The organism is Oceanisphaera profunda, assembly GCF_002157895.1.
GTDB classification, from domain to species: Bacteria; Pseudomonadota; Gammaproteobacteria; order Enterobacterales; family Aeromonadaceae; genus Oceanimonas; species Oceanimonas profunda.
Window position 1 is genome coordinate 2,276,680 of sequence record NZ_CP021377.1, and the last position, 23,547, is coordinate 2,300,226.

At 48.7% G+C, this 23,547-nt stretch carries 22 protein-coding genes and 4 tRNA genes; 9 read left to right on the forward strand and 17 right to left on the reverse strand.

All coding sequences use genetic code 11. The annotated features are described in order from the left end of the window. Positions 1 to 42 precede the first annotated feature (42 nt). Complete coding sequence (gene hfq, locus CBP31_RS09985) at positions 43 to 423, reverse strand: RNA chaperone Hfq (protein WP_087036873.1); 381 nt, start codon at positions 421 to 423, stop codon at positions 43 to 45. Between the two features lie 116 nt (positions 424 to 539). On the opposite strand from hfq, the gene CBP31_RS09990 reads away from it, so the two are divergent. Further along, positions 540 to 1,712, forward strand: coding sequence for a multidrug effflux MFS transporter (locus CBP31_RS09990; protein ID WP_087036875.1), 1,173 nt, complete (start codon positions 540 to 542; stop codon positions 1,710 to 1,712). Positions 1,713 to 2,034: 322 nt separating this feature from the next. Here CBP31_RS09990 and CBP31_RS09995 read toward each other — a convergent pair whose 3' ends face one another. Next, positions 2,035 to 2,244 (reverse strand): cold-shock protein, encoded by a 210-nt coding sequence (locus tag CBP31_RS09995; RefSeq protein WP_086964892.1) that lies wholly within the window; start codon positions 2,242 to 2,244, stop codon positions 2,035 to 2,037. Between the two features lie 300 nt (positions 2,245 to 2,544). On the opposite strand from CBP31_RS09995, the gene CBP31_RS10000 reads away from it, so the two are divergent. Then, positions 2,545 to 2,853, forward strand: coding sequence for a putative quinol monooxygenase (locus CBP31_RS10000; protein ID WP_087036877.1), 309 nt, complete (start codon positions 2,545 to 2,547; stop codon positions 2,851 to 2,853). A gap of 51 nt (positions 2,854 to 2,904) precedes the next feature. Here CBP31_RS10000 and CBP31_RS10005 read toward each other — a convergent pair whose 3' ends face one another. From CBP31_RS10005 to mutY, 9 genes are all read right to left on the reverse strand, one after another. After that, the gene (locus CBP31_RS10005) at positions 2,905 to 3,888 is read right to left on the reverse strand and encodes a hypothetical protein (protein ID WP_227874996.1); all 984 of its coding nucleotides are present in this window, start codon (positions 3,886 to 3,888) and stop codon (positions 2,905 to 2,907) included. A 235-nt stretch (positions 3,889 to 4,123) separates the two neighbouring features. Next, entirely contained in the window at positions 4,124 to 5,344 is a 1,221-nt protein-coding gene (locus tag CBP31_RS10010; protein ID WP_087036879.1) for a PqqD family protein, read from the reverse strand. Next, entirely contained in the window at positions 5,344 to 5,697 is a 354-nt protein-coding gene (locus tag CBP31_RS10015) for a hypothetical protein (protein WP_087036881.1), read from the reverse strand. Before CBP31_RS10015 ends, CBP31_RS10010 begins: the two co-directional genes overlap by 1 nt. A gap of 341 nt (positions 5,698 to 6,038) precedes the next feature. Continuing rightward, positions 6,039 to 6,114: transfer RNA gene (locus tag CBP31_RS10020), tRNA-Thr, on the reverse strand. A gap of 21 nt (positions 6,115 to 6,135) precedes the next feature. After that, positions 6,136 to 6,211, reverse strand: a tRNA-Phe gene (locus tag CBP31_RS10025). 51 nt (positions 6,212 to 6,262) lie between these two features. Continuing rightward, a tRNA-Phe gene (locus tag CBP31_RS10030) sits at positions 6,263 to 6,338 on the reverse strand. Between the two features lie 52 nt (positions 6,339 to 6,390). Further along, positions 6,391 to 6,466: transfer RNA gene (locus CBP31_RS10035), tRNA-Phe, on the reverse strand. 95 nt (positions 6,467 to 6,561) lie between these two features. After that, positions 6,562 to 6,837, reverse strand: coding sequence for an oxidative damage protection protein (locus CBP31_RS10040; RefSeq protein WP_087036883.1), 276 nt, complete (start codon positions 6,835 to 6,837; stop codon positions 6,562 to 6,564). A 3-nt stretch (positions 6,838 to 6,840) separates the two neighbouring features. Then, positions 6,841 to 7,911 carry an A/G-specific adenine glycosylase gene (gene mutY / locus CBP31_RS10045; protein ID WP_087036885.1) on the reverse strand — a complete coding sequence of 357 codons (1,071 nt, stop codon included), beginning with the start codon at positions 7,909 to 7,911 and terminating at the stop codon, positions 6,841 to 6,843. A gap of 224 nt (positions 7,912 to 8,135) precedes the next feature. Here mutY and CBP31_RS10050 point away from each other — a divergent pair, with 224 nt between their 5' ends. From CBP31_RS10050 to CBP31_RS10060, 3 genes are all read left to right on the forward strand, one after another. Beyond that, a complete protein-coding gene (locus CBP31_RS10050; RefSeq protein WP_087036887.1) occupies positions 8,136 to 9,314 on the forward strand; it encodes an aminotransferase-like domain-containing protein in 1,179 nt (392 codons plus the stop codon). Positions 9,315 to 9,588: 274 nt separating this feature from the next. Beyond that, positions 9,589 to 10,335 (forward strand): tRNA (guanosine(46)-N7)-methyltransferase TrmB, encoded by a 747-nt coding sequence (gene trmB, locus CBP31_RS10055; protein ID WP_087036889.1) that lies wholly within the window; start codon positions 9,589 to 9,591, stop codon positions 10,333 to 10,335. A gap of 316 nt (positions 10,336 to 10,651) precedes the next feature. Then, on the forward strand, positions 10,652 to 11,980 hold the full coding sequence (locus CBP31_RS10060) for a M18 family aminopeptidase (protein WP_087036891.1): 1,329 nt from the start codon (positions 10,652 to 10,654) through the stop codon (positions 11,978 to 11,980). Positions 11,981 to 12,228: 248 nt separating this feature from the next. On the opposite strand, the gene coaE is transcribed toward CBP31_RS10060, so the two are convergent. From coaE to CBP31_RS10085, 5 genes are all read right to left on the reverse strand, one after another. Next, positions 12,229 to 12,831, reverse strand: a complete 603-nt coding sequence (coaE, locus tag CBP31_RS10065) for a dephospho-CoA kinase (protein ID WP_087036893.1) — start codon at positions 12,829 to 12,831, stop codon at positions 12,229 to 12,231. Then, the gene (locus CBP31_RS10070; RefSeq protein WP_087036895.1) at positions 12,828 to 13,694 is read right to left on the reverse strand and encodes a prepilin peptidase; all 867 of its coding nucleotides are present in this window, start codon (positions 13,692 to 13,694) and stop codon (positions 12,828 to 12,830) included. The genes coaE and CBP31_RS10070 overlap by 4 nt, the downstream gene beginning before the upstream one ends. An 80-nt stretch (positions 13,695 to 13,774) precedes the next feature. After that, positions 13,775 to 14,986 (reverse strand): type II secretion system F family protein, encoded by a 1,212-nt coding sequence (locus tag CBP31_RS10075; protein ID WP_087036897.1) that lies wholly within the window; start codon positions 14,984 to 14,986, stop codon positions 13,775 to 13,777. A gap of 155 nt (positions 14,987 to 15,141) precedes the next feature. Further along, positions 15,142 to 16,878 (reverse strand): type IV-A pilus assembly ATPase PilB, encoded by a 1,737-nt coding sequence (pilB, locus tag CBP31_RS10080; RefSeq protein ID WP_087036899.1) that lies wholly within the window; start codon positions 16,876 to 16,878, stop codon positions 15,142 to 15,144. A 9-nt stretch (positions 16,879 to 16,887) separates the two neighbouring features. After that, positions 16,888 to 17,322 (reverse strand): pilin, encoded by a 435-nt coding sequence (locus tag CBP31_RS10085; protein WP_087036901.1) that lies wholly within the window; start codon positions 17,320 to 17,322, stop codon positions 16,888 to 16,890. Positions 17,323 to 17,946: 624 nt separating this feature from the next. Here CBP31_RS10085 and CBP31_RS10090 point away from each other — a divergent pair. From CBP31_RS10090 to CBP31_RS10105, 4 genes are all read left to right on the forward strand, one after another. Then, complete coding sequence (locus CBP31_RS10090; protein ID WP_087038697.1) at positions 17,947 to 18,939, forward strand: TRAP transporter substrate-binding protein; 993 nt, start codon at positions 17,947 to 17,949, stop codon at positions 18,937 to 18,939. Between the two features lie 97 nt (positions 18,940 to 19,036). Next, on the forward strand, positions 19,037 to 19,681 hold the full coding sequence (locus CBP31_RS10095) for a TRAP transporter small permease (RefSeq protein WP_087036903.1): 645 nt from the start codon (positions 19,037 to 19,039) through the stop codon (positions 19,679 to 19,681). Next, the gene (gene dctM, locus CBP31_RS10100; RefSeq protein WP_087036905.1) at positions 19,678 to 20,958 is read left to right on the forward strand and encodes a C4-dicarboxylate TRAP transporter large permease protein DctM; all 1,281 of its coding nucleotides are present in this window, start codon (positions 19,678 to 19,680) and stop codon (positions 20,956 to 20,958) included. Before CBP31_RS10095 ends, dctM begins: the two co-directional genes overlap by 4 nt. 199 nt (positions 20,959 to 21,157) lie before the next feature. Then, a complete protein-coding gene (locus CBP31_RS10105) occupies positions 21,158 to 21,796 on the forward strand; it encodes a hypothetical protein (protein ID WP_087036908.1) in 639 nt (212 codons plus the stop codon). Positions 21,797 to 21,949: 153 nt separating this feature from the next. Here CBP31_RS10105 and CBP31_RS10110 read toward each other — a convergent pair whose 3' ends face one another. Further along, positions 21,950 to 23,371 (reverse strand): aspartate aminotransferase family protein, encoded by a 1,422-nt coding sequence (locus CBP31_RS10110; RefSeq protein WP_174664632.1) that lies wholly within the window; start codon positions 23,369 to 23,371, stop codon positions 21,950 to 21,952. Positions 23,372 to 23,547 lie beyond the last annotated feature (176 nt).

The following is a 23,547-nucleotide window of genomic DNA, read 5'->3' on the forward strand; positions in this document are numbered from 1 at the left end:
GACCTTTTTTATTATGCTAAATCTTTTATTGTGGCGGTTTCTCTAACCTTGCTCGTCATCATGGGGTGGATCAAATTCATCATCGTGGCGCTGATAATTATCTTCCCGAGGGGTTTGATGACTTTCGTAACGCGGGCGGCGCGGCTTACTGATGATTGGGCCGGTGCGCGGCGGGCGACGGGTCGCCGGTGATATGGTGGAGATCTTCGCTTTATAGATCAGCTGCTGCTGGCCTCTAGGATCAGAAAGCAAAATGCTGTATTGGTCAAAGGCACTGATCATCCCTTCCAGTTTAATGCCGTTAGTGAGGAAGATGGCGCAATGTGTTTGATTTTTGCGCAGCCAGTTCAGTGCCGCATCCTGTCCGTTACCCAAGGAAAACGCTTGTTGAAGCGATTGGGGATTAGCTGTTTGGGCAGTCATATAGGCAGTCCTGTTTGTTATTATTCAAGCTTGATTGTGCTCAATGAGCACACGACTTGTCAAAGTAAAGCTTACTTTAATCCAAGCTTCAAGCGCGGAGCAACAAAGGAAAATTAGTGTTCGCAAAAACCTCTAAAAACAGCCGGCTTATTTTTGCCTGTTTGATCGTCAGCATAGGGCAATTAAGTGTTGGCTTACTGTTCCCGGTATTACCTGCCATTAGCCAAAGCTTGGCTGAAGATCCTAATCGCGTGCAGTGGCTGATTTCTGCTTACTTATTTGCCTTTGGCCCAGTGCAATTATTATACGGGCCACTCAGTGATGCTAAAGGGCGTAGGCCGGTATTGATCGCCGGCCTTGCCTTGGCCATCTTAGGTGTGGGCTTATGCTTAGTACCCAATGCCTCTTTTGAATGGCTATTGGTGGGGCGCTTATTACAAGGGCTAGGAGCGGGCTGTGGCGCCGTTGTGTCGCGAGCCATGCTGCGCGATAGCTTTGCGGGGCCTGCGCTGCGTAATGCGCTGTCTTATGTGGCTATGGCGGCGGCATTTACCCCCATAGTAGCGCCTGCCATCGGCGGTTTTATTGGATATCACTTTGGTTGGTATAGCGTGTTTGTGGCTATGCTGATCTACTTGTTGACCCTCTGGCTGCTGTTATTCGCCAGCTTTGAAGAGACCCATCAAGGGGCTCGCCAACCCATGACGCTGTCAGTGATTGTCGCCAACTATCGCCACTTACTCGGTTTACGCCATTTCTTAGGTCATGGTGGCATGTTGTGGGGGCAATTCTCGCTGATGATGGTCTCCATCTCTGTGATGCCTTATATCATGCAACAGCAGATCGGTATGACGGCGGCGCAATATGGCACTTGGGCCTTGATCCCGGCACTGGGGCTGTTGCTTGGCGGCGTGATTAATAATCGTATTCAACATTATGTGCCCGCCGAGCAAGTGCTGCGTTTTAGTCCCTACCTGCAATTGGCGGCAGGGGTGTGGTTGCTGTTGGCTCCTTTACATCCTGCTTGGATGATTGCTGGTATTTTTATTCAAGCATTAGGCAATGGCATGGCGTTTCCCAATGCCATGAGCCGACTGCTTGAACCGTACCGCGATCTAGCCGGAGCCGCCGCTGCCTTATCCGGTGCGCTGCAGATGCTAAGTGCCGCGCTATTAACCGCCGCTCTGGTCTATTTAGGTGTGAGCACGGCGTTTAGCTTAAGCATTTGCATCTTGCTCGGCGCACTGGTGCTTAAAGGCTTGTCATGGTGTGCAGTAGGGCGCTGGTGAGCCTTTGTGAGGAGTGAAGGGTGAAGGGATAAATCAGCGCCGAGCGCGATGCGGATGTAAACAGGGTGCAGCAAAGCTATTGCTTTGCGGTAGAGGCCATCTTTAGTCGGCCGGTTTTGCGCAGCAAAACTAAAACTCCGAGCTTTTCCCGGGCCACCGTATATTTAAACCTACAAATCGCACCGGTATGAACATCTGCATCAGATCCGGCGTTGCTGTTTTTTGTCTGTTTTTAGCTGGTAGCTTCACTTTCAATAAATTTTAGACGAAAAAAAGCCGCGCCCTAGGGCACGGCTTCTGAATTCTTTTACGAGGTAAACTCTTACAGAGCTACAACGTTTTCAGCTTGAGGACCTTTCTGGCCTTGAGCTACTGTGAACTCAACTGCCTGGCCTTCTGCTAAGGTTTTGAAACCTTGGCTCTGGATAGCGCTGAAGTGTACGAATACATCAGGGCCTGACTCTTGCTCGATGAAGCCAAAACCTTTTGACTCATTGAAAAACTTAACTTTACCTTTAACGATATTAGACATACCTAAATCCTGTAATCAAATCTACCAAAATACGAATGCTTGAAAAAATACAGATTTAACTTATGAAATACAGGACGAGGTACTACTAGAACTTCGTAACATTAACATAAATACAACCATACTTTTCGAGCTGCATTTACTCTAACTGGTAACGTGATGGTGGTCAACAGGTATTTTACTATGGGGTGAGTAGAACTGGTAGAAACGAGCACCAGCGCACTGGTTTGCCCTATTCAGCGGCAACCCCCTGTATTAGCATGCAGTTTAATCCCTCAATGATTACGATAAGTGAGATGTTAAATGTCTGAATTATATTGTGTTGCTCGTTTTAAGGCGCGCCCAGGTAAAGCGTTAGAGTTACAAACTGCCCTTAAGGCGTTAGTTGCCGACACGCACCGCGAAGAAGGCTGCATCTTGTATCAACTAACCGAAGAAGTGCCTTATGAAGGCGCGAACGGTGAGCCTTGGGATTGTGTATTTGTGGAGCGCTGGGCCAGCCGTGAGGTATTTGATGCCCACTGCGCCCAACCTTATATCAAAGATTACTTTGAGCAGGTGGCCCCGAGCCTAGTGGCAGAGGCCGATGTACGATTATACCGGCCTGTGTAAGTTCGGGGTGCCGTAGTTGGCAGTTGTAATAGGACGCTGTAGTGGGGTGATTTAGCGACGAAACTCGAGATCACCCTTAAACATCATCTCAAATCTTAACGTTACACTGAACTCAGGATCATAATCTTGATCGCGAGGGAAATGTAACTCTGGTATTAAGTCGACAAATAAGATGTTTCTGTGCAGGTTTCGTCGGTATTGAGTATAAAAATAATAATCATGTAGCCGAGGGTCCGAGGCACTGCGGCCCACGACCACGGCCGCATAGCGCATTACGCTACGTGGGCCTAACAGCTGATTAATTTCTACCCCTTCAGAGTATTCCAAGGTATCAGCTTCTTCTTCTTGCCACTGAAAATTAGTGATAAAACGCAGATGGTGATTCTCATCTAAGGGGCGGCCTAGGTCCCATTTGCTGCGTATAGAGTACCCGTCCTCATTAAACCAAGAGGCTCGATTATAGGACTCCAGCTGCCAAGGTGAACTGAGATCCCAGAGCCGCTCACCAGTAAAACGCACATAAGGATCGGGCGGCCAGCGTACCTTAACCCCCGCACCGGCGCGCAGATTCCATGCTTCTCGTTTATCTTTCTTACTTAACTTACTGAGGCCAAGAATGGTACTGCCTAAACCGCGTTGATCATTAGACAGACGGTTAGAGGCTTGTTCGGCCAGAGTACCTTCGGTTTCTTCAGGATCACTTTCTATAATAAAACGTAACCGTTTTTTAGATGTGGGCAGGTCGAGTCGAAAACGCACACCCGTTTCGGCATCAAAACCATCGGTATCGCTCCAGTCTAGCTCCTGACTTAAGCGTAAAAATGAGTCATTTTCGACATGCATGCTCTCTTCGCTGCCAAAAAAGCTATCAATATTACGTGAGTTATGGGTAACCCAATCAGAGAGGCTGTCATGCATGGGGGCAATTTTTTCAATCGCCCACTCTGGTAAATCTGTGTCGTCTTCTACTTCCACTTCTACAGCCATCACTTGAGGTGCCATGGCGAGTAAAGCTGCTAGATAAAGTTTTTTCATGGCAATATCCCTTGGCCTTTTGTTTAAGACTATGGATTTTTAACTAAAAATACCAATATCTTTAACTCTAAACGTGACCAGTTTGGTATTAGCCCTTTACTGTAGCATCGCTAGACGGCAGTAGAGCCTAAATGAAGCCTATATAGATAAGGCGTTTGAAGCATAAAGCTGCGAGAAGCGAGGTCGTAATGGGGAGTTTTACCGTTTAATTAATAAACCAAAATCGCCATTGCCGCTATGGCTGGTTAGTCACTAATCCAGCTTGTGCTAATGCGGTCAACAGTGTGGCTACATCCGCCGTTACCGCTGCCAGCGGAGCCTTAAAGTAACTGGCCATTACGTCGCTTAAGTCATGACCTGATAAGGGTTGCTGTTGCAGTAACTGCCAAGCAATCTTGCCGCTAGAATTTAAGCGATGAATAGCCCCGCTTGTGGTGTTAATTAAAAACAGCTCATCACCCAGCGGATAAGCAGTGACTGCATGTTGCGCAGACCATATATGCTCAAGCGTAGTTTGTGCAGTGATTGGGCCGCGCTGCTGTAATGCGTGTGGTGGCAGATTAAGCAGGCTGGCCTGATTAGCAGCGTATAACTGTGGGTCTTTAATTGCCTGAGCTAAGTGGCGAGCACCTGCTAATGGTTCAGAGTAACGCAGCAGCAGGCAGGGCACGGCTTGCATCAGAGGTAATAGGCGCGTCAGCAGTGTGGCGCTTGATGTCTCGCGGGCAAAGTTTTGGCATAACAGCTGTAACAAGCCTTCTGCGGGTGGCAGTGTCACCACCTCTGGCTCCAGAATATGTGAGTCTCGCTCCAGTAGTACTATGGCGCCTACAGGACAGTTCTCATCAACCTTAGCTAAGCCATTTTCATCTGGGATCACAAAGCGATAACGCTCGTCTTCGGGGCCTGCATGGCGCTCACTGTAAGCGACAAACTCCGCGGGAAAACTGTTCGGTAAAGGTAGGCGTAATCTCGGCGCGACCCCCATGGCAACCCCTGCACCTTGTGGCGTTAATCCCAGCACATCGTCGCCAAATACCCGATAACCCGCAGCGGCAAAGGCCACCGACAAGGTACTTTTGCCCGCCTTGCTACTTTCAGGAAACAGCACCAAATGGCCATTAATCTCGACACTGGCACAATGCAAACCTAAGAGGTCTGGCTCATTTAACATGCGCTGGCTGACTAACTCAGCAACTAAGCTGCAAGCCGCTGAAGCGGGGGATGGTAAATGGAATTCATTGGGTTCATGCACGCAGCCTTGCCATAAGCCCTCGGCATCTTGATAAACATAGCGATCAGGGATGGGGTCTTGTGCTGGTAGCACTGTGATTGGCCAGCCTGGCATGGCTTGAGTAAGCGCCGAAACTACCTCGGGGGCTTGATCAATGCGTAAGCAGCGGCCCAAGTGCGGCAAGCTGATATCCACGGCTGAAGGGGGTATTTGCGCGTTCATTAGCGATTTTGGACACCAAAAATGGCATCTTCTAAAATACGAATGGGATCGTCTGAGTATTCACGCACCCGATCGCGACGGCGATATTCATAGCCGCTGGGTCGCGAGTAGCTAGGGCGAGAGTAACTGGGTCTGGAGTAGCTGGGGCGAGAATAACTGTTACGCCAATGTCCGGCTTGGGCCTGACCTAAGCTAAACAGCGTAGGCGCCACATAAGCCCCGGCCAGCCCGACACCTATCATGGTCAGCAGCCGACGGCGAGACTGACGATGATGATTACTTTCTTCTTCGTCAGCGCTTACTTGTGCAGCTGGTACTGCTTTGTTTGCTAATTCGTTATCGTGATGGGACATATACGCCTCCGAGCGATCGAACCCTGTTTATAGCCTGCCACCATAGCATTCGGTCATCGAGCTCTCTAGCTGGGCGCTATGCAGTCAGCCGCATTCTGTCGCCTCGCTTTTGCTTCGGGAAAACTAATACTCAGACAGTGCCTAAGTGAATCGGCGGCTTAACATGAGGCTTAGGGTTTTTAAGGCGAAGACAACGAAGTAAATGGGTGCGGATTTGTTATGTGGTTGAGGAGCCGGCAGATGAAAGGAAAGATAAAGCCAAGCGGACCGGATATAGACAGGAGTGATATTCAGGCACAAAAAAACCAGCACTAGGCTGGCTTATTGTTACTGCTTTATTCTGGTGCCGGCACCAAGAGTCGAACTCGGGACCTACTGATTACAAGTCAGTTGCTCTACCAACTGAGCTATGCCGGCTTAAACTGTTCACGCTAAAAATGGTGCCCGGAGACGGAATCGAACCGCCGACACGAGGATTTTCAATCCTCTGCTCTACCGACTGAGCTATCCGGGCATAGTCGATGTTAATCAACTATTAAAACTCGTTACTGCAACTTACTTAAAATGGTGCCCGGAGACGGAATCGAACCGCCGACACGAGGATTTTCAATCCTCTGCTCTACCGACTGAGCTATCCGGGCGTAGCACGCTGGGCGTGCATACAAAACTGGTTACTGTATTACTAAACAAATATGGTGCCCGGAGACGGAATCGAACCGCCGACACGAGGATTTTCAATCCTCTGCTCTACCGACTGAGCTATCCGGGCTTGTGGGGCGACATTAGATAAGATTGGTCATATCAAGTCAACCGCTTTTTCAAAGACATAAGCGCGTTTGCTTATGTCTTGAGCAAAGCGCTGCTTTAGTCTGCAGTCGGAGGGGTGTAACCCTCAACTTTTACATCGGCGCCTTCAAATAAATAGGCCACCATTTCCTGCTCTAATAATTGTCTGTGCTCGGTATTCATCATGTTGAGCTTTTTTTCGTTGATCAACATGGTTTGTTTTTGCTGCCAAGCGACCCAAGCTTCTTTAGAGATATTGTCATAAATGCGTTTACCCAGTTCGCCCGGATAAAGTTGAAAATCCAGCCCTTCGGCTTCTTTTTGTAAACGTTGACAGAAAACGGTACGACTCATGATTTATTCCTTGTGTTCGGGTGGGCAAGTTTGCAGTTGCGGGTAAGCAAGCAGCTTTTTGGTGGCCGCCGCCAAGCCGACTGATGCCGGTTGCTCCAAGTTATACCAAAGTCGCTCACTGGCGGCCATGATCTCTGTGGGTATCTTGGGTATTTCCACCAGCCAAGGGCTGATATCTAAGTGAAAGTGGCTAAAGGTATGGCGAAAGCCGGGCAGAGACTGTGGCGAGCTGGCTTCTGGATAGCGCTTCAGCCAATCCTTTAGCTCTTGCTCACTATGAAACTCAGGAAAGCAGTATAAGCCGCCCCAAATGCCGTGTGGCGGTCTTTGTTCTAAGAACAGCTGCTGACCTTGTTTGAGTAACAAAAAATGTGCCTGCTTGACCGGCTGTAGGTTTTTTTTAGGCTTTGAGTGCGGAAAAGCAGTAGGAGTGCCTAACGCCAGCGCTTGGCAGTCATGGCTCACGGGGCACAGTTCACACTTAGGCTTAGAGCGGGTACAAATGGTGGCGCCTAAGTCCATCATGGCCTGATTATACTGAGTGACGCCATGGGCGGGTGTTAGGCGCGCTACGTGATCCCATAATTCGTTTTCTACGGTTTTCTGACCCGGCCAGCCTTGTTGGGCAAGCCAGCGCGCCAGTACTCGTTTCACGTTGCCATCTAAAATGCCGTGATGTTGACCCGATGCCAGCGATAACACAGCCCCTGCGGTGGAGCGACCGATACCGGGCAGGCCTAATACCTCTTCAAATTGCTCAGGAAATTGGCCTTGATAATGATCGCGAATAGTTTGTGCGGCCTTGTGCAGGTTACGAGCGCGCGCGTAATAACCCAGGCCGGTCCAGAGATGCAGCACTTCATCTTGCTCGGCATTGGCCAAGCTCAGCACATCAGGAAAGCGCGCCATAAAGGTGTGATAATAGGGGATAACAGTAGCCACTTGAGTTTGCTGCAGCATAATTTCAGACACCCACACTCGGTAAGGTGTCTTGTTTTGCTGCCATGGCAATGTTTTACGGCCATACTGCTGGTACCAAGCCAAAACCCGTTCGGCGAAAGAGACTGTATTCACAATAGCGACTATATAGATGAGAATAGCAAGATCAGAGCACACTCGGCTGGCTTGCGCAAACTCGCACTTTCACTAACAAAACACTAAAAAATCGACATTATTAGTGAAGATGGCAGGGTTACGCGCACTCATTTGCGCTAGATAGTTTGTTATTTAACTGTTTTCTGATACAAAAGAAGAGTTTTATTGGCGCCCGTCAAGCACCGGCTTTTAGAGAGATCCTTATGCAACCCTTTTTTGCGCAACGCTTTGCCAAGGTAGAGCCCTCATTCATTCGTGAAATTCTTAAAGTTGCGATGAACCCAGACGTTATCTCCTTTGCTGGCGGTTTACCGAATCCCGCTTTTTTTCCTCATGAGCAACTCGCCGTAGCCAGCACTAAGGTGCTGCAAAACCACAGCAATGGCGCCTTACAGTATGCGGCTACCGAAGGCTTTGCGCCCTTGCGACAATACATTGCTGATCGCTACTTTAAGCAATATGGTATGCAGGTGTCGCCAGACAATATTTTGATCACCAATGGCTCTCAGCAGGCGCTGGATCTGCTGGGTAAAGTGTTGGTGAATGAAGGTGATAATCTTATTATTGAAGAGCCCGGTTACTTAGGTGCTATTCAAGCGCTGTCTGTTTATCAGCCCAATTTTCAGGGTGTAGCGCTCAATGACGATGGCTTGGATTTAGCTGAGTTAGATACTCTGTTAGCCGAGCCTAACCATGCGCGCATGTTGTATGGCGTCACCAACTTTCAAAATCCTACCGGTTTGAGCTATAGCCTTGAAAATCGCCAAGCAGTGGCCGAGCGCTTAATCAAGCACGATGTGCTGATGATTGAAGATAACCCTTACGGTGAGTTGCGCTTTGAAGGTGAGCACTTACCGCCGATTGCCAAACTAGCGCCGGATAACGTGGTATTGCTGGGCTCTTTCTCTAAAGTGGTGGTGCCATCTTTCCGCTTGGGTTGGATGTTAATGCCCGACTGGTTATGCCAAAAGGTCACCATTGCCAAGCAAGCGTCGGATTTGCATACCAATGGCTTCGTACAGCAGGTATTGCATAGTTACTTGCAAGAGAACGATCTTGATGAACATATCGAGCGCATTCGTACCGTGTATGGCCGCCAAAAAGTTGCCATGGAAAATGCCCTGCTCAAGTACTGCCCAGGTATCGAGTTTACTCGCCCTGAGGGGGGCATGTTCTTGTGGCTGAAATTGCCTCAGCATATCAATGCCATGGAATTATTTGATGTGGCAATCAAAGAAAACGTAGCCTTCGTGCCCGGTCAGCCTTTTTATGTGCGCCCAGATATTTTGAATACGGCACGCCTAAGCTATGCGGGTGCCGATGAGGCCACCATTGAAGAGGGCATCAAGCGCTTAGGGCGCGTGATCAGCCAAGTGCTTTAGGTCGATCGTAAAGGGTGAAGCGTGAGGGGTGAGGTGGGAAATGCCGAATTATCAGCTTGGAATGTTTTTCTTTACTCCTCCCGTGCATAAAATAACAGCCGTAAGCTTGAAGCGGTAAGTTTATAAGCGACAGTCGTTTTATAATGAACGTGAAATTACTACTGCATTCTTACCTTGGGGTAAGAATGCAGTTTTTTCATTTTGAGACTGCAGCTAAATCAACATATTAAAAATTATCTTAAAGTAGGCTTGCTAAGCCAGCCGGAGAAGTTAAATGATAGATGAACACGCGCCTAAGCCAACTAACATCGAGCAACCAGAGCTTACCGAACCAGAACAAGAGCTGCGTAAACGAAAAATTCGCAGCTTTGTGTTGCGAGAAGGGCGCTTGACCAAAGGCCAAGAGAAAGCCATGACTGAACAGTGGCCGGTAATGGGCATTGATTATCAGCCACAACTGATTGATTTAGATACGGTGTTTAACCGTGTTGCACCAAGAGTGCTAGAAATTGGTTTTGGTATGGGGGGATCGTTAGTCGAGATGGCGAAAGTAGCGCCTGAGCTTGATTATATCGGTATCGAAGTGCACACCCCGGGCGTGGGCGCTTGTTTAATGGGCGCTGCTGAGGCCAAAATCACTAACCTGCGCGTGATGTGTCACGATGCGGTCGAAGTGTTTGAGCATATGTTAGCGGAGCAAAGCTTAGACAGAGTGCAGTTGTTTTTCCCCGATCCTTGGCATAAGACGCGCCACCATAAGCGCCGTATTGTACAGCCTGCGTTCGTGGAAATGCTGCGCAGTAAGCTTAAAATTGGTGGCGAATTTCATATGGCCACCGACTGGGAAAATTACGCCGAGCATATGCTGGAAGTGATGAATGCGGCCCCAGGTTACGTTAATGCGTCTACCGAGGGCGATTATATGCCTCGACCTGACTATCGTCCGTTGACCAAGTTCGAGCAGCGCGGTCATCGTTTAGGCCACGGCGTGTGGGATCTGATCTTTACACGTATAGAATAAAGCCCTTCGGGCATCGGTAAGCTTGAAGCCGTAAGTTGCCAGCCAAAAAAATGGATTGCTTCGCTACGCTCGCAAAGACGGCTTAAGAGCGTACTAATAACACCTTTGTCTTTGCGAGGAGTGCAACGACGCGGCAATCCATGAACAGCAAACGGTAAGCCGTAAGATAACCCCGAGAAACGGTGTTTTTGTAGGGGCATCTTTAGTCGGCCCCCTGTCTTAGGTAAATAGTTGCGCAGCAAAACGTCTTTTCTCCTAAAGCTGACAACTTAAAGCTGCCCTTCGGGGTTTGGCTTTGTTTTCGAGGTAATAAAAAGTGACTCAACAGCAAGCAGATTTTAATCAGGGTTTAATCGACTTCTTACAAGCTTCACCTAGTCCTGCCCATGCGGTGAATACTATGGTGCGCGAGCTTGAAGCGGCGGGCTTTAGCGAATTAAATGAAAGCGAAGCTTGGCAATTGCAGCCAGGCCAAGGTTATTGGCTTGTTCGTGGTGGTCGCTCAATTATTGCCTTTCGCTTAGGCGAGCAGCCGGTGTTTGACGCTGGTGTGCGCATGATAGGCGCGCACACCGACAGCCCGTGCTTAAAAGTGAAGCCTAACGCTGAGCTGCTACACCAAGGCTATTTGCAGCTTGGGGTAGAAGTGTATGGCGGCGTGCTGATGCATCCGTGGTTTGACCGAGATTTGTCGCTTGCGGGGCAGATATATTTTCGTAATGAAGCGGGTAAATTACAGACGGCACTGATTGATGTGAAAAAGCCGATTGCGGTGATCCCCTCGTTAGCGATTCACCTCAATCGTGAAGCGAATAAAAACTCTGAAATAAACGCTCAGCTGCATTTGCCGCCAGTGTTAGGGCTAGATGCGAGTGCTGATACTGATGCTAATGGAAAGCCTAACCCAAGCTTAGTGTTGCGTGAGTGGCTCGCTACTTGGTTACGCAAAGCGGGTCATAACGTCGCTGAAGTTATCGATTATGACTTGTGCTTCTACGACACCCAGCCACCGGCTTTGGTGGGCTTAGAGCAAGAGTTCATCAGCTCGGCACGCCTTGATAACTTATTGTCTTGTTACACAGGACTTCAGGCTCTCTTATCTAGCAAACAGCCAGCGGCCACCTCGCTGTTGGTGTGTAACGATCATGAAGAAGTGGGTAGCTCTTCCGCCACCGGCGCCGAAGGTCCATTTTTAGAAAGTGTGTTACGCCGTTTGAGTGGTGATGAGCAAGAATATCAGCGCATGATGGCGCGTTCTTTGTTGATCTCTGCTGACAACGCTCACGCCATACATCCTAACTATGCGGATAAGCATGATGAAAACCATGGTCCTAAAATCAATGCCGGCCCAGTGATCAAGGTGAATGCTAATCAGCGTTACGCGACCAGCTCAGAAACCAGCGCCTTATTTAGACATTTTTGCGATTTGGCCAAGGTACCTTACCAGCACTTTGTGGTGAGATCAGATATGGGCTGCGGCAGTACTATAGGTCCGGTTGCTGCCACTAAATTAGGCGTGCGGGTGGTGGATGTAGGCGCACCGCAATGGTCGATGCACTCCATCCGTGAAACCGCCGGCACCAAAGATGCCTGGTACTTAGGCCAAGCATTGCAGGCATTTTTTTGTGAATGGGACGGGGATTAAGGGCAGCGCCGAGCATCACCTGCTCTTGTAACCGCCCGTTTCTTTGCCGAAGAAACGGGTTCCTACGAAAGACTTCCGAACTTGTAGCCCGGCAATTTATTCGCCGGCCAGCATAGCTGGCTGTTTTATAAGTTAGCACCAGATCGAGTGCAGCGGCACACCATTAAAAAGGGTCGAATACTTTTAAACGTATTCGACCCTTTTTTTTGTCTTATGACTTTATCTCTGGCTTAGGTTGTCCGTAGGACTCAGGCTCCCGACAATGCCAAATATTGCTGATGCAATTGCAGCACGGCGGCTTTGATCTGGGTGAGTTCGCGGTCGTTGTTATCAAGCACATCGTCGGCGGCATGCAAGCGCTGCTCGCGACTGGCTTGGGTGGCCATCATGGCCTCAACTTGTGCGGCTGCTATATTATCCCGTTGCGTAGTGCGCGCTATTTGGGTTGATTCAGCCACGTCCACCACCAGCACTCGCTGGCAGAGGTCGGTAAGCTTATTCTCCACCAATAGCGGTACTACTAATAAACAATAAGCCGATCGCGCGTTTTGGCATTCAGTAATCATACGCTCGCGGATCAAAGGGTGCAGCAAGGCTTCCAGCCAATGGCGATAAGCTGCATTCTCAAAGATTCGCTCGCGCATTAGGGCGCGATTTAAGCTGCCATCTGCGGCGATCACTTCTGGACCAAAATAGGCGCCAATGGCGTCTAGTACCGGCTCGCCGGGGGCCACTACTTCTCGGGCAATCACGTCTGCATCCACCACCACTATGCCAAGCTCGGCGAATAAGTCAGCGACGGTACTCTTACCGCTGCCGATGCCACCGGTTACTCCGACTGTATATGTCATAACGCCACACTCCAGTACCAGTTGATTAAAGGTTTGCCCCAAATAAGATACACCCAGCCAGCGATGGCAAGTGCCGGTCCAAAGGGCAGTACTTGCTGTGCATTTAAGCGCCGGCTCGCCATTAGGCTTAGGCCTATAACTGAGCCTATTACAGACGAGAGTAGCAGTATCGGCAAGATAGCCTGCCAGCCAAACCAAGCGCCGAGCGCGGCTAATAGTTTAAAGTCGCCATAGCCCATGCCTTCTTTACCGGTGGCCAGCTTGAACGCCCAATACAAACTCCACAAGATGCCGTAACCAATTACGCCACCTATTACTGCATCCGACAAAGGGATAAATAGGCCATTGAGATTAATTAATAACCCTAGCCATAACAGCGATAGGGTTAGGTTATCCGGTAATAAAAGATGGTCCACATCGATCATCGTCATGCAGATCAGCAGCCAAGTAAATAACAAAGCGGCCAGCAACTCTGGGCTAGCGCCAAAACGCCATACGGCCGCCGCAGATAAGATGGCGGTGCTTAATTCAACTAAGGGATAGCGCTTAGATACTTTCTCCTGACAATAGCGGCAGCGCCCGCGTAGCATTAACCAACTTAGCAGCGGGATATTATCGAGCGCACTCAACTGATGCTGACAATGAGAACAACGCGAACGTGGGGTGCAGATATTAAAGGTTGCTTGTTCGGGGGCAGGGCTGTTATTGAGCTCGGCACACTCTTGCTGCCACTCGCGCTTTAACATCACCGGTAGTCGATAAATCACCACATTTAAAAAGCTACCGACGAGTAAACTTAGCAAAGTAACAATGATATAAAGAGAGAGCATATCTTGGGTTAGCCATTGGCTCAGCACCGCCATTTCGAATCCTTATTAATGAATATATAAATAATGAGTATCCAGTATTCATGGCAATATAAGCACTAATGAAAATACGGACATTAATGTATAACGCTACCCAGATTAAAGATGGGAAGATACATGGCAATCACTAGCCCGCCAACTAAAATCCCCAGCACCAACATCATCATTGGCTCAATTAAACTGGCCAAAGCCTCCACTGCTGCGTCCACTTCGGCTTCATAAATGCTCGCCACTTTGTGCATCATATCGTCAATAACACCGGTTTCCTCACCTATCATGGCCAGTTGCACTAATAGATCAGGAAACAGCTGACTGGAGCCCAATGCTAAATGCAGCGGTATGCCGGCTACCACATCGGCTCGTACTTGCAATACCGCTTGGCTGTAGACATGGTTGCCGCAGGCTCCGGCAGCCAAGGTTAGCCCTTCTATTAAGGGAATACCGGCGGCAAAGGTAGCAGCTAATGTGCGGGCAAAGCCCGTGAGTGCGGCTTTCTGCAAGATGGCACCTAACACCGGCATCTTAAGCAACAAACGATCTTGTTGCTGGCGCAACCGATTCGCACTACGTCGAGCTTTTATAACCCAATAGCAGAGCAGCACCAACACCAGCAGTAGGTAGCCGCCGTAGTGCTGTAAGCCGCGAGACAAACTGATCACCACTTGTGTAAACCAAGGTAAAGGCGCGCCAAAGTTGGCATACATCTCCTCAAACTGCGGGATCACCCACAGTAATAGAATGGCCGACACCAGCGCCGCCACTATCAGCACTATGGCCGGATAAAACAGCGCTTTCTTTATTTTAGCTTTCAACAGTTGCGCTTTTTCCGCGTAGTCCGCCAACTGTGCAAACACCTGGGCTAAGGCGCCCATCTGCTCACCCGACTGTACTAAGTCCCGATACAGGTTGCTAAATTGCATAGGGAATTGCTTAAGAGCTCGGGATAAAGGCTGGCCATTTTCAACGTCCGTCACCAGCAGCGTTAACATGTGGGCAAGCGGGCCCTTGGTGGCCGAGCGGGCAATCAATTTCAAGCTTTGTACCAGTGGTATACCGGCATGCAGCATAGTCGCCAATTGACGCGTCATAATGGCAATGTCTGCGGCGGAGATGGTTTGTTTGAATTTGCTGAATAGCGGCGGGCGCTTGCGTTGTACTCGAGTAGGCAGAATGCCTTGGCGTTGTAATTGGTATTTTACTGCCAAGAGGCTGGACTCATGGGCCACACCAGACACCGCTTGGCCATTTTTGTTGATGCCCTGCCAATGATAGGGCTGCTTTTTGCTCATGAGCTACCTCCGTTGAGCGCCTCCGGCGATGTGAAGGGCAAAGAGCAAAGTGGACAACACAAGCTAAAACCAGCTTTACATCTCACGCTTAGATGCCGTGGTTTGGTGCTATATTTTTGCATCACCCATCACCCATCACCCATCACCCATCACTGCTACTGGGTAATACGATTGGCCTCTGCCAAGCTAATGATGCCTTGTTGTACCTGAGCCAGTGCCGCTTGGCGCAAAGTGAGCATGCCTGAGGCTGTGGCGGCTCGAGCTAGGGTTAGGGAATCGGCGCCGCTGAGCATGAGCTCCGCCAAAGTGTCATTCATGGGTAACACTTCATAAATACCGATGCGGCCTTTGTAACCGTCGGTGCATAAGACGCAGCCGCTTGCTTGGAATAAATTTAGCTCTCGGTCATTTAGTTCGGGGCCATGGCAATCTTGCCCTTTGCCGTTAAGACCCTTGCTGCTAAGTCCTAACAAGGCTAATTGTGGTGCAGATAACACCTCTGGTATTTTACAATGAGGGCAGAGTTTTCGGGCGAGGCGTTGGGCAATAATCAGGCTGACCGAAGAGGCAATATTGTAGGCGGCCAGCCCCATATTCTTCAACCGCGTTAGTGTGTCTGTGGCAGAATTAGTGTGCAGGGTGGAGAGTACAAGGTGGCCGGTTTGTGCCGCCTTGATGGCAATTTCAGCGGTTTCTAAGTCACGAATTTCACCAACCATAATAATATCCGGATCTTGGCGCAAAAAGGCTCTTAGCGCCTGGGCAAAGCCTAAGCCTGCTTTAGGGTTAATTTGTACCTGATTAATGCCTGGCATAATAATCTCAATGGGATCTTCGGCGGTTGAGATATTGCTGCTCACCTGATTCAGAATGCTTAAACCCGTATAGAGCGACACGGTTTTTCCTGAGCCCGTTGGTCCGGTAACTAAAATTAGCCCTTGGGATAAATGCAGGGCCTCTAAATAAGCGGATTTTTGTCCTTCATTAAAGCCCAGTTGGTTGATGTCCAGTTTAGTAATGGCGCTATCGAGCAAGCGTAATACGACTTTCTCACCGGCTTGGGTCGGCAAACTGCTCACCCGCATATCGATTGACTTATGGCGACCTAGCTTTAATTTAATGCGCCCATCTTGAGGGAGACGGCGCTCGGCAATGTCGAGGCTGGCCATCACTTTTAGTCGCGCGGCAAAGCGGTTGGCGAGATGGCTGGGAGGCGAGGCCACATCATGTAAGATGCCGTCAATGCGAAAGCGGATGCGGTAAAATAGCTCATAAGGTTCAAAGTGAATATCGGAAGCCGCTTGGCGCACCGCATCTCGCAGCACTTGATGAATATATTGTACTAGCGGCGCATCATCTTGGTCGTGGGGCGTTTCTTCAGCAGCACTACTTTGTAGCCCAGCTAGGTCATCGGCGTCGTCATCTGAGCTGTGAGTTAAATCAATAAGGCTGGGCTCATCACTGCGTTGTAGTTGGCTGAGTAAGGAAGACAGCTGTATTTCTTCCACCAACTTAGCATCCGTTACCACATTAAAACGAAAGCTAAAGTCCTCCAGCGCCTGCATATTGCTCGGATCTGAGATGGCCAGATATAAGACATTATCTTGGAATAATATCGGCAGTGCATGATGGCGCTCAATTAAGTCCATGCTCAGATATTGCGGCGGTAAATCTTGGGCGGTTAGAGTATCTAAATCGAACAAGGGTAAGTCGTAATGCCGCACACAAAATTTAGCCAGCTCATGACTCGACAATAACTTGCGCTCGACCAGCACAGTACTCAGCGGCTTAGCTTCTTGTTGCGCTTGGGTCAGGGCCAGCTCTAGCTGGCCGTCGGTCAGTAAAGAAGCGGTTAATAAGCTGCGCGCTAAACCCTTGTGTTGAGTATGCATGTCGATGTATCAACACAAGCCAGCAGCTGTGCATGAGCCAGCTGAAACCCAGGTTACGCGGCCATCCTTTGCTGTGCCTGTTAGTATGAAGGTACTAGCACTCACCGTATTAGTGTCGGTGGCGGTAATGATCCAAGGACCCTCGTTGTTGGTACCAGTAGTGGTAACCGCCACACCGGCGACAGTATCGGTTTTTACTGCAGAGTCAGGTACGGCGCTATTTCCTGCTGCAGCACAGTCAGAGCCGCCAGTCTGTACGCAAATATCGATAGCGGTTTTTGCGGGGCCGGTGGCGGCGATCACTTCGGTAAATCTAGCGCGCTGGGCGTAGGTTTGATAAGCGGGTAGGGCGACCGTGGCTAAGATTGCCACTATGGCCACCACTATCATCAGTTCGATCAGGGTAAAGCCGCCGCTAGGGCGCGTGCCAATAAGCTTCCTCATAATGTCATCCTTGACTGATAGAGCGTAACTTTTAGAGTCGGCCAATCATTGGCCAACCGCGTTGGTGACCTTAAGATATAGCAAGGAAGTATGAAGGTGGCGAATAAGTGAGCAGTTACTGTGAGAGAACTGGGGTGAAGGGAGTAGGGGTTACTGCTCAATCCATGCCTTTGGTCAACATTTACAGTAAAGACAAAGCATGTGCTTTGTAGTGGATTTTTTTAGCTGACATTCTGTCGAGTTAGTAGAAGTCAGAAACTCGTTTGCTAATTTAAGGCTCAGCACACAGAGACAACAGGCTTACCTCGTAATACCTGTTTAAGTACTGCTGTTTTCATACAAAAATAAATTTTTGTTTAAGCAAGGTTCGCCCTTTAGCTACGAGCCAGAACCTAGGCGCAAGGCCATCATTGATAGATTTAGATATCCATTTAAAAATTTGATTGGCCTCAAATAAACACCATTATTTTTTTCAAAAAAGCTCTTGCGATCGACTTTAGCCGACCTCGTTATGTTTTGGCGTATAAATTGGTGTATATGTTGAAGGGCCTGAGTGTATCTCATGGCTTTAACACCCAATGTCGCCCGTGCGGCATTAATCGTTCTAAGGAAGAGGAAATTTTAATGCTTAAAGTGACCGCTAAAGTACTAGTTTGTGCTGTCTCACTGGGGTTGGCTGGGTTAGCGAATGCTGCCGAGCCGATTATTATTAAGTTTTCGCACGTGGTTGCCGAGCACACGCCTAAGGGCCAAGGTGCATTGCTGTTTAAAAAGCTGGCTGAAGAGCGTTTGCCCGGCCAAGTAGAAGTTGAGGTGTATTCCAACTCATCGTTATTTGGTGATGGTAAAGAAATGGAAGCCTTATTGCTGGGTGATGTGCAGTTGATAGCTCCGTCTTTGGCCAAATTTGAGCACTACTCAAAGCCGATTCAAATTTTTGATTTACCCTTCTTGTTTGACGATATTGCCGCCGTAGACCGCTTTCAAAAAGGCCCGGTCGGTCAAGAGTTGTTGACCAGTATGGAGGATAAAGGCATTACGGGGTTGGGATATTGGCACAATGGTTTGAAGCAGTTATCTGCCAATAAGCCACTGCGCACTCCTAAAGATGCACGGGGTTTAAAGTTCCGAGTACAAGCTTCTGCCGTATTGGATGAGCAGTTTAAAGCGCTACGCGCTAACCCTCGTAAAATGAGCTTTGCAGAAGTGTATCAAGGCTTACAAACAGGTGTAGTTAACGGTGCTGAAAATCCGTACTCCAATATCTATTCACAAAAAATGTACGAAGTACAAAAGTACATCACCGAGTCTAACCACGGTTTGCTCGATTACATGGTGATCACCAACACCGCGTTTTGGGATGGTTTACCCGCAGATGTGCGCACTGAGCTGACTAAAATCATGGATGAAGTGACCGTTGAGGTGAACTTGCACGCTGAAGAACTGAATCAGCGAGATAAGCAGGCCATTATTGATAGCGGTAAAACTGAAATCATTACCTTAACTAAAGAGCAGCGCGATCAATGGCGTGATCAGGTTAAACCGGTATGGAAGAAGTTTGAACAAGAAATTGGTGCCGAGCGCATTGCCGCCGCTGAAGCATCTAACCAGCAGTAATTGAGCGGGTCTTTACGCAGCCGCTTGTGCTGCGTAAAGACCGCTTTAACGTTGACTGGCCGCGTCTGAGTTTTGCAATCCGTCTCGGAGAGTGTTTATGAATACAGTGCGCCTTATTTGGGATCGTTTTGAAGAAGGCTTTATTGTTTTTTTGCTAGCAACCATGACGCTAGTTACCTTTGTTTATGTAATTTTTAATAACTTCTATACCTTTTTTTATCGTGTTGGCGAATATTTTGCTGAGCGCTCGGTCGGCGTGTCTGAATTTTTTTATGATATTGGCGACGTTATATTAGACATAGTGCAAACCATGACGTGGAGTAATGCGCTTACTAAAGCGCTATTTGCGTGGCTGATATTCTTTGGTTTGGCGTACGGTGTGCGCATTGGTGGTCATATAGGCGTGGATGCCTTGGTTAAATTAGCGTCACGATCAACGCAACGGTTTATTGCCATTATCGCCTGCATCTTCTGCTTGGTTTATGCAGGGTTATTAAGTGTGGCGAGTTTTGAATGGATTAACACGCTGCTGCAGGCCGATATTGGTGCGGATGATTTAGGTCACTTTGGCGTTAAGCAATGGCATATCGGGATGATAGTGCCCATTGGTTTTACGCTGGTGTTTATTCGTTTTGTTGAAATATTAGTACGTGTTATTCGCCATCAACAAGTGGGCTTAGGGCTAGCGGATGAAGCTGCTGATGCCATGAAGCTGTCTGAAACAGAGGAGCATAAAAAATGACCATTCTGTTTCTGTTTATCGCGTTATTTGTGCTGATGTTTATTGGCGTGCCGGTTGCGGTATCACTCGGGCTCGCCGGCTCCGTCACCATTATGTTGTTCAGCCCGGACTCGGTGCGCTCCTTGGCGATTAAGCTCTTTGAAACCAGTGAGCACTACACCTTATTAGCAATACCGTTTTTCTTGTTGGCCGGCTCCTTTATGACCACAGGCGGCGTGGCGCGGCGCTTAATTGATTTTGCCAATGCCAGTGTTGGCCATATTCGCGGTGGTTTGGCGATTGGTGCGGTAATGGCCTGTATGTTATTTGCGGCGTTATCGGGTTCAAGCCCAGCAACGGTGGCGGCAGTGGGCTCAATTGCCATTGCGGGCATGGTGCGCTCGGGTTATCCCAAGCCATTTGCGGCGGGTATTGTGACCAATGCGGGGACACTGGGTATTCTTATCCCGCCCTCGGTGGTGATGGTTGTGTATGCCGCTGCCACAGAAACCTCAGTGGGCACCTTGTTTATGGCCGGTGTGGTGCCGGGCGTATTACTGGGCGTGGCCTTGATGGTGGCGATTTACATTATTGCCGTGAAGAAAAACTTACCGGCGCTACCTAGAGCCACGTTTCGCGAATGGTTAAGTGCCGCGCGCAAAGCCGTGTGGGGCTTGCTACTTATGGTGATCATCTTGGGTGGTATTTACTCAGGCATGTTTACCCCCACCGAAGCCGCGGCAGTGGCGGCTGTGTATTCCGCGTTTATTGCGCTATTTGTTTATAAAGACATGCGCATTAGGGATGCCCCAAAAGTGATTTTGGACTCAGCGAAGCTCACCATTATGCTGATGTTTATTATTGCCAACGCCATGTTGTTTGCCCACGTGTTAACCACGGAGCAAATTCCGCAGCAAATTACCGAGATGGTGTTAGAAGCGGGATTACAGCCTTGGATGTTCTTGTTGGTGGTGAATATTGTGCTGCTGATTGCGGGCGCATTTATGGAGCCCTCGGCGATTATTTTGATCTTGGCACCCATCTTATTCCCGATTGCGGTACAGCTGGGCATAGACCCCATCCACCTCGGTATCATCATGGTGGTGAACATGGAGATCGGCTTGATCACGCCGCCGGTGGGGCTCAACTTGTTTGTGACCTCGGCCGTGACCGGTATGCCGTTATCAGAAGTAATAAAGGCCGCCATGCCATGGCTGATGATCCTACTGGCCTTCTTGGCGCTAGTCACTTACGTGCCCAGTATCTCAATGGGCTTACCAAACCTACTCGGCATGTAGATTAATAACTGATTTTTTAAGGTAGCCAAAACGGCGGTCGCGATTAGCGACCGCCGTTTTTTTATGTACTAAAGAGGAAATAATTATCTCCGTAAACAAATATTAAGTTACATTGTTGTGATTACTTTATTAATTAAAAAACTATATCTTGCTATGCTCTAACCTTTAATTATTAAGTACCGGACTATGAGAGCTTATAATGCATAAATTAGTCGTTATTATAATAGGTTTGTTACTGTTAACTGCTTGTACCTCAAATAAAGAGATGAGTGGTTTATCTACGACGTCGGCTATGTTGTTGGCAGTGCCTTTAGCGCCGATAGCCGGTACTTACTTAGTGGTGACGGATGATAGCGGCAAGGCAAAGAGGAAAATTGCTTATTGGAAAGACCAACTAGACCCTGTTTACCTAGAAAAAACGACCCAACTATTAAGTAAAAATCCGCAACATGATGCAGAGCGTGCATTCGCTCAAAGCAAGGTGGTTTTTATGCCAACACTCTATGGCGTGAGTGTTTATCCTGGTCTGGATTTTGATCTTGATCGTGAATTTGGGGAGCAAAATCAAGCGATCATTAATAGAAATTTATCTTTAGTAGAGCTACAAAGCTTACTCGCAAAAGCTCCCGTTCATCTCAGTGATGCGGGTATCCCTTATCGCTCAGACACCTATCTTTGTTTTAGAGAGAATATGAGACTCTATAAAATAATATTTAATACCACCATGTTTAAGCTGGGCGCGAGTAGTGAGCTTAATCCACCAGGGTTTTCTATAAAAAACTATCAGCCCACATCTCAATGCCCATCGAATAAGGCAGCCAGTTGGAGCTTAGATTGAAGGCTAGAAAAGCTACAAGACTCCTCTTCTGAACCATGCACGTTCGCTGTAATAAAAACGCCGAACTTGTGAGTTCGGCGTTTATTGTAAGTGGTTAATTTTATTCAACATTCAACATTCAACATTCAACATTCAACATTCAACATTAGCTTGCTAGGCTCTCAGCTTTTCCCTTTCTGAAAAATCGCCACTGAGAATTAGCTGGTCGGTGACTTTGTTTACCGCTTTTTCAGTGCGTGCCACTATGTCGTCGATATCATCTGGGGTGACCACCAAAGGTGGGGCGAAGCCTAGAATATCGCCGTGGGGCATAGCGCGGGCGATTAAGCCTTGCTCTAAGCAGGCGGCGGCGATTTGTGGGCCGACTTTTAATGCCGGATCAAAGGCTTGGCGCTGGCTTTTGTTGCTGGAAAATTCCAGGGCATGCATTAAGCCTACGCCACGCACGTCACCGACTAAAGGGTGATCTGCAAAGGTGTCTTGCATGCGTTGTTGTAAATAAGCGCCGGTGTCACGGGCGTTTTCGGTTAAGTTTTCGCGGGCAATAATATCTAAGTTACACAAAGCGGCGGCGGCACCCATGGGGTGGCCGGAGTAAGTGTAACCGTGGCCGATGGCGCCAAACTCATCGGTGCCATCTTCTAGTACCTTCCATACTTTATCGCCGACGATTACCCCAGAAAGTGGCTGATAAGCCGAGGTTAAGCCTTTGGCGATGGTCATTAAATCGGGCTGCATATCGTAGTGCAAAGAGCCAAAGTCGGAGCCTAAGCGGCCAAAGCCACACACCACTTCGTCGGCAATTAATAGAATGTCGTATTTATTGAGCACCTTATTAATCTCAGCCCAGTAGCCCTCAGGCGGTGGTACTATGCCGCCGGTGCCGAGCACGGGTTCGCCGATCATAGCGGCCACCGTATCTGGCCCTTCGGCCAAGATCATTTTTTCTAACTCAGCGGCGCAGTGGCGCGAGAATTCTTGCTCGCTCATGTGGCTGTCTGCTCTGTGGTAATACACAGGCGCTAGGGTGTGCTTAATACGCGGTAAGGGCAGGTCAAAGTGGGCGTGAAAGGCATCGAGACCGGTGAGTGAACCGGCGGCAATAGTAGAGCCGTGATAACCACGATGGCGCGAGATAATCTTTTTCTTCTGGGGTAAGCCGCGTACGTTGTTGTAATACCAGACTAATTTCATTTGGGTTTCGTTAGCGTCGCTACCTGAAGTGCCGTAATACACCTTGCTCATGCCAGCGGGGGCCATTTTGATGATGCGGTCAGACAGCTCGATAAGCGCCTCGTTGGTGTGGCCAACGTAGGTGTGATAGTAAGCCAGCTTTTTGGCCTGCTCATAAATGGCTTCGGCCATTTCTAGGCGGCCGTAGCCGATATTCACGCAATATAAGCCGGCGAAGGCGTCGATCAGTTCGATGCCGGTGGAGTCTTTAATGCGAATGCCTTGGGCGCCGGTAATAATGCGACCTTTAAGCTCGCCATGGGCATACTGCTTAAGGTGAGTGGAGGCGTGAAATACGCTGTTGCGATCCATTTCGAGTAACTTTTTAGTGTCTAGAGTCATGATGTTCTCCTTCATCTGATTAACTTTCAGTGACGATAATTTGATCTTAAAAACTAAAAGCTCCTTTGCCACGGAACCCACGGAACCCACAGAACCCACAGAAAAATAGTGATAAGTAATAGAGAATTAAATGTTAAGTGCCTTACAAGTAAGGTGTTATTTTTAGTTTTAACTGG

Bases quoted from the DNA above. Each gene is read 5' to 3' on its own strand.
- hfq (WP_087036873.1), bottom strand. From the start codon at position 423: ATGACTGCCCAAACAGCTAATCCCCAATCGCTTCAACAAGCGTTTTCC.
- CBP31_RS09995 (WP_086964892.1), bottom strand. From the start codon at position 2,244: ATGTCTAATATCGTTAAAGGTAAAGTTAAGTTTTTCAATGAGTCAAAA.
- CBP31_RS10000 (WP_087036877.1), top strand. From the start codon at position 2,545: ATGTCTGAATTATATTGTGTTGCTCGTTTTAAGGCGCGCCCAGGTAAA.
- CBP31_RS10005 (WP_227874996.1), bottom strand. From the start codon at position 3,888: ATGAAAAAACTTTATCTAGCAGCTTTACTCGCCATGGCACCTCAAGTG.
- CBP31_RS10010 (WP_087036879.1), bottom strand. From the start codon at position 5,344: ATGAACGCGCAAATACCCCCTTCAGCCGTGGATATCAGCTTGCCGCAC.
- CBP31_RS10015 (WP_087036881.1), bottom strand. From the start codon at position 5,697: ATGTCCCATCACGATAACGAATTAGCAAACAAAGCAGTACCAGCTGCA.
- CBP31_RS10040 (WP_087036883.1), bottom strand. From the start codon at position 6,837: ATGAGTCGTACCGTTTTCTGTCAACGTTTACAAAAAGAAGCCGAAGGG.
- CBP31_RS10050 (WP_087036887.1), top strand. From the start codon at position 8,136: ATGCAACCCTTTTTTGCGCAACGCTTTGCCAAGGTAGAGCCCTCATTC.
- trmB (WP_087036889.1), top strand. From the start codon at position 9,589: ATGATAGATGAACACGCGCCTAAGCCAACTAACATCGAGCAACCAGAG.
- coaE (WP_087036893.1), bottom strand. From the start codon at position 12,831: ATGACATATACAGTCGGAGTAACCGGTGGCATCGGCAGCGGTAAGAGT.
- CBP31_RS10070 (WP_087036895.1), bottom strand. From the start codon at position 13,694: ATGGCGGTGCTGAGCCAATGGCTAACCCAAGATATGCTCTCTCTTTAT.
- CBP31_RS10075 (WP_087036897.1), bottom strand. From the start codon at position 14,986: ATGAGCAAAAAGCAGCCCTATCATTGGCAGGGCATCAACAAAAATGGC.
- pilB (WP_087036899.1), bottom strand. From the start codon at position 16,878: ATGCATACTCAACACAAGGGTTTAGCGCGCAGCTTATTAACCGCTTCT.
- CBP31_RS10085 (WP_087036901.1), bottom strand. From the start codon at position 17,322: ATGAGGAAGCTTATTGGCACGCGCCCTAGCGGCGGCTTTACCCTGATC.
- CBP31_RS10090 (WP_087038697.1), top strand. From the start codon at position 17,947: ATGCTTAAAGTGACCGCTAAAGTACTAGTTTGTGCTGTCTCACTGGGG.
- CBP31_RS10095 (WP_087036903.1), top strand. From the start codon at position 19,037: ATGAATACAGTGCGCCTTATTTGGGATCGTTTTGAAGAAGGCTTTATT.
- dctM (WP_087036905.1), top strand. From the start codon at position 19,678: ATGACCATTCTGTTTCTGTTTATCGCGTTATTTGTGCTGATGTTTATT.
- CBP31_RS10105 (WP_087036908.1), top strand. From the start codon at position 21,158: ATGCATAAATTAGTCGTTATTATAATAGGTTTGTTACTGTTAACTGCT.
- CBP31_RS10110 (WP_174664632.1), bottom strand. From the start codon at position 23,371: ATGACTCTAGACACTAAAAAGTTACTCGAAATGGATCGCAACAGCGTA.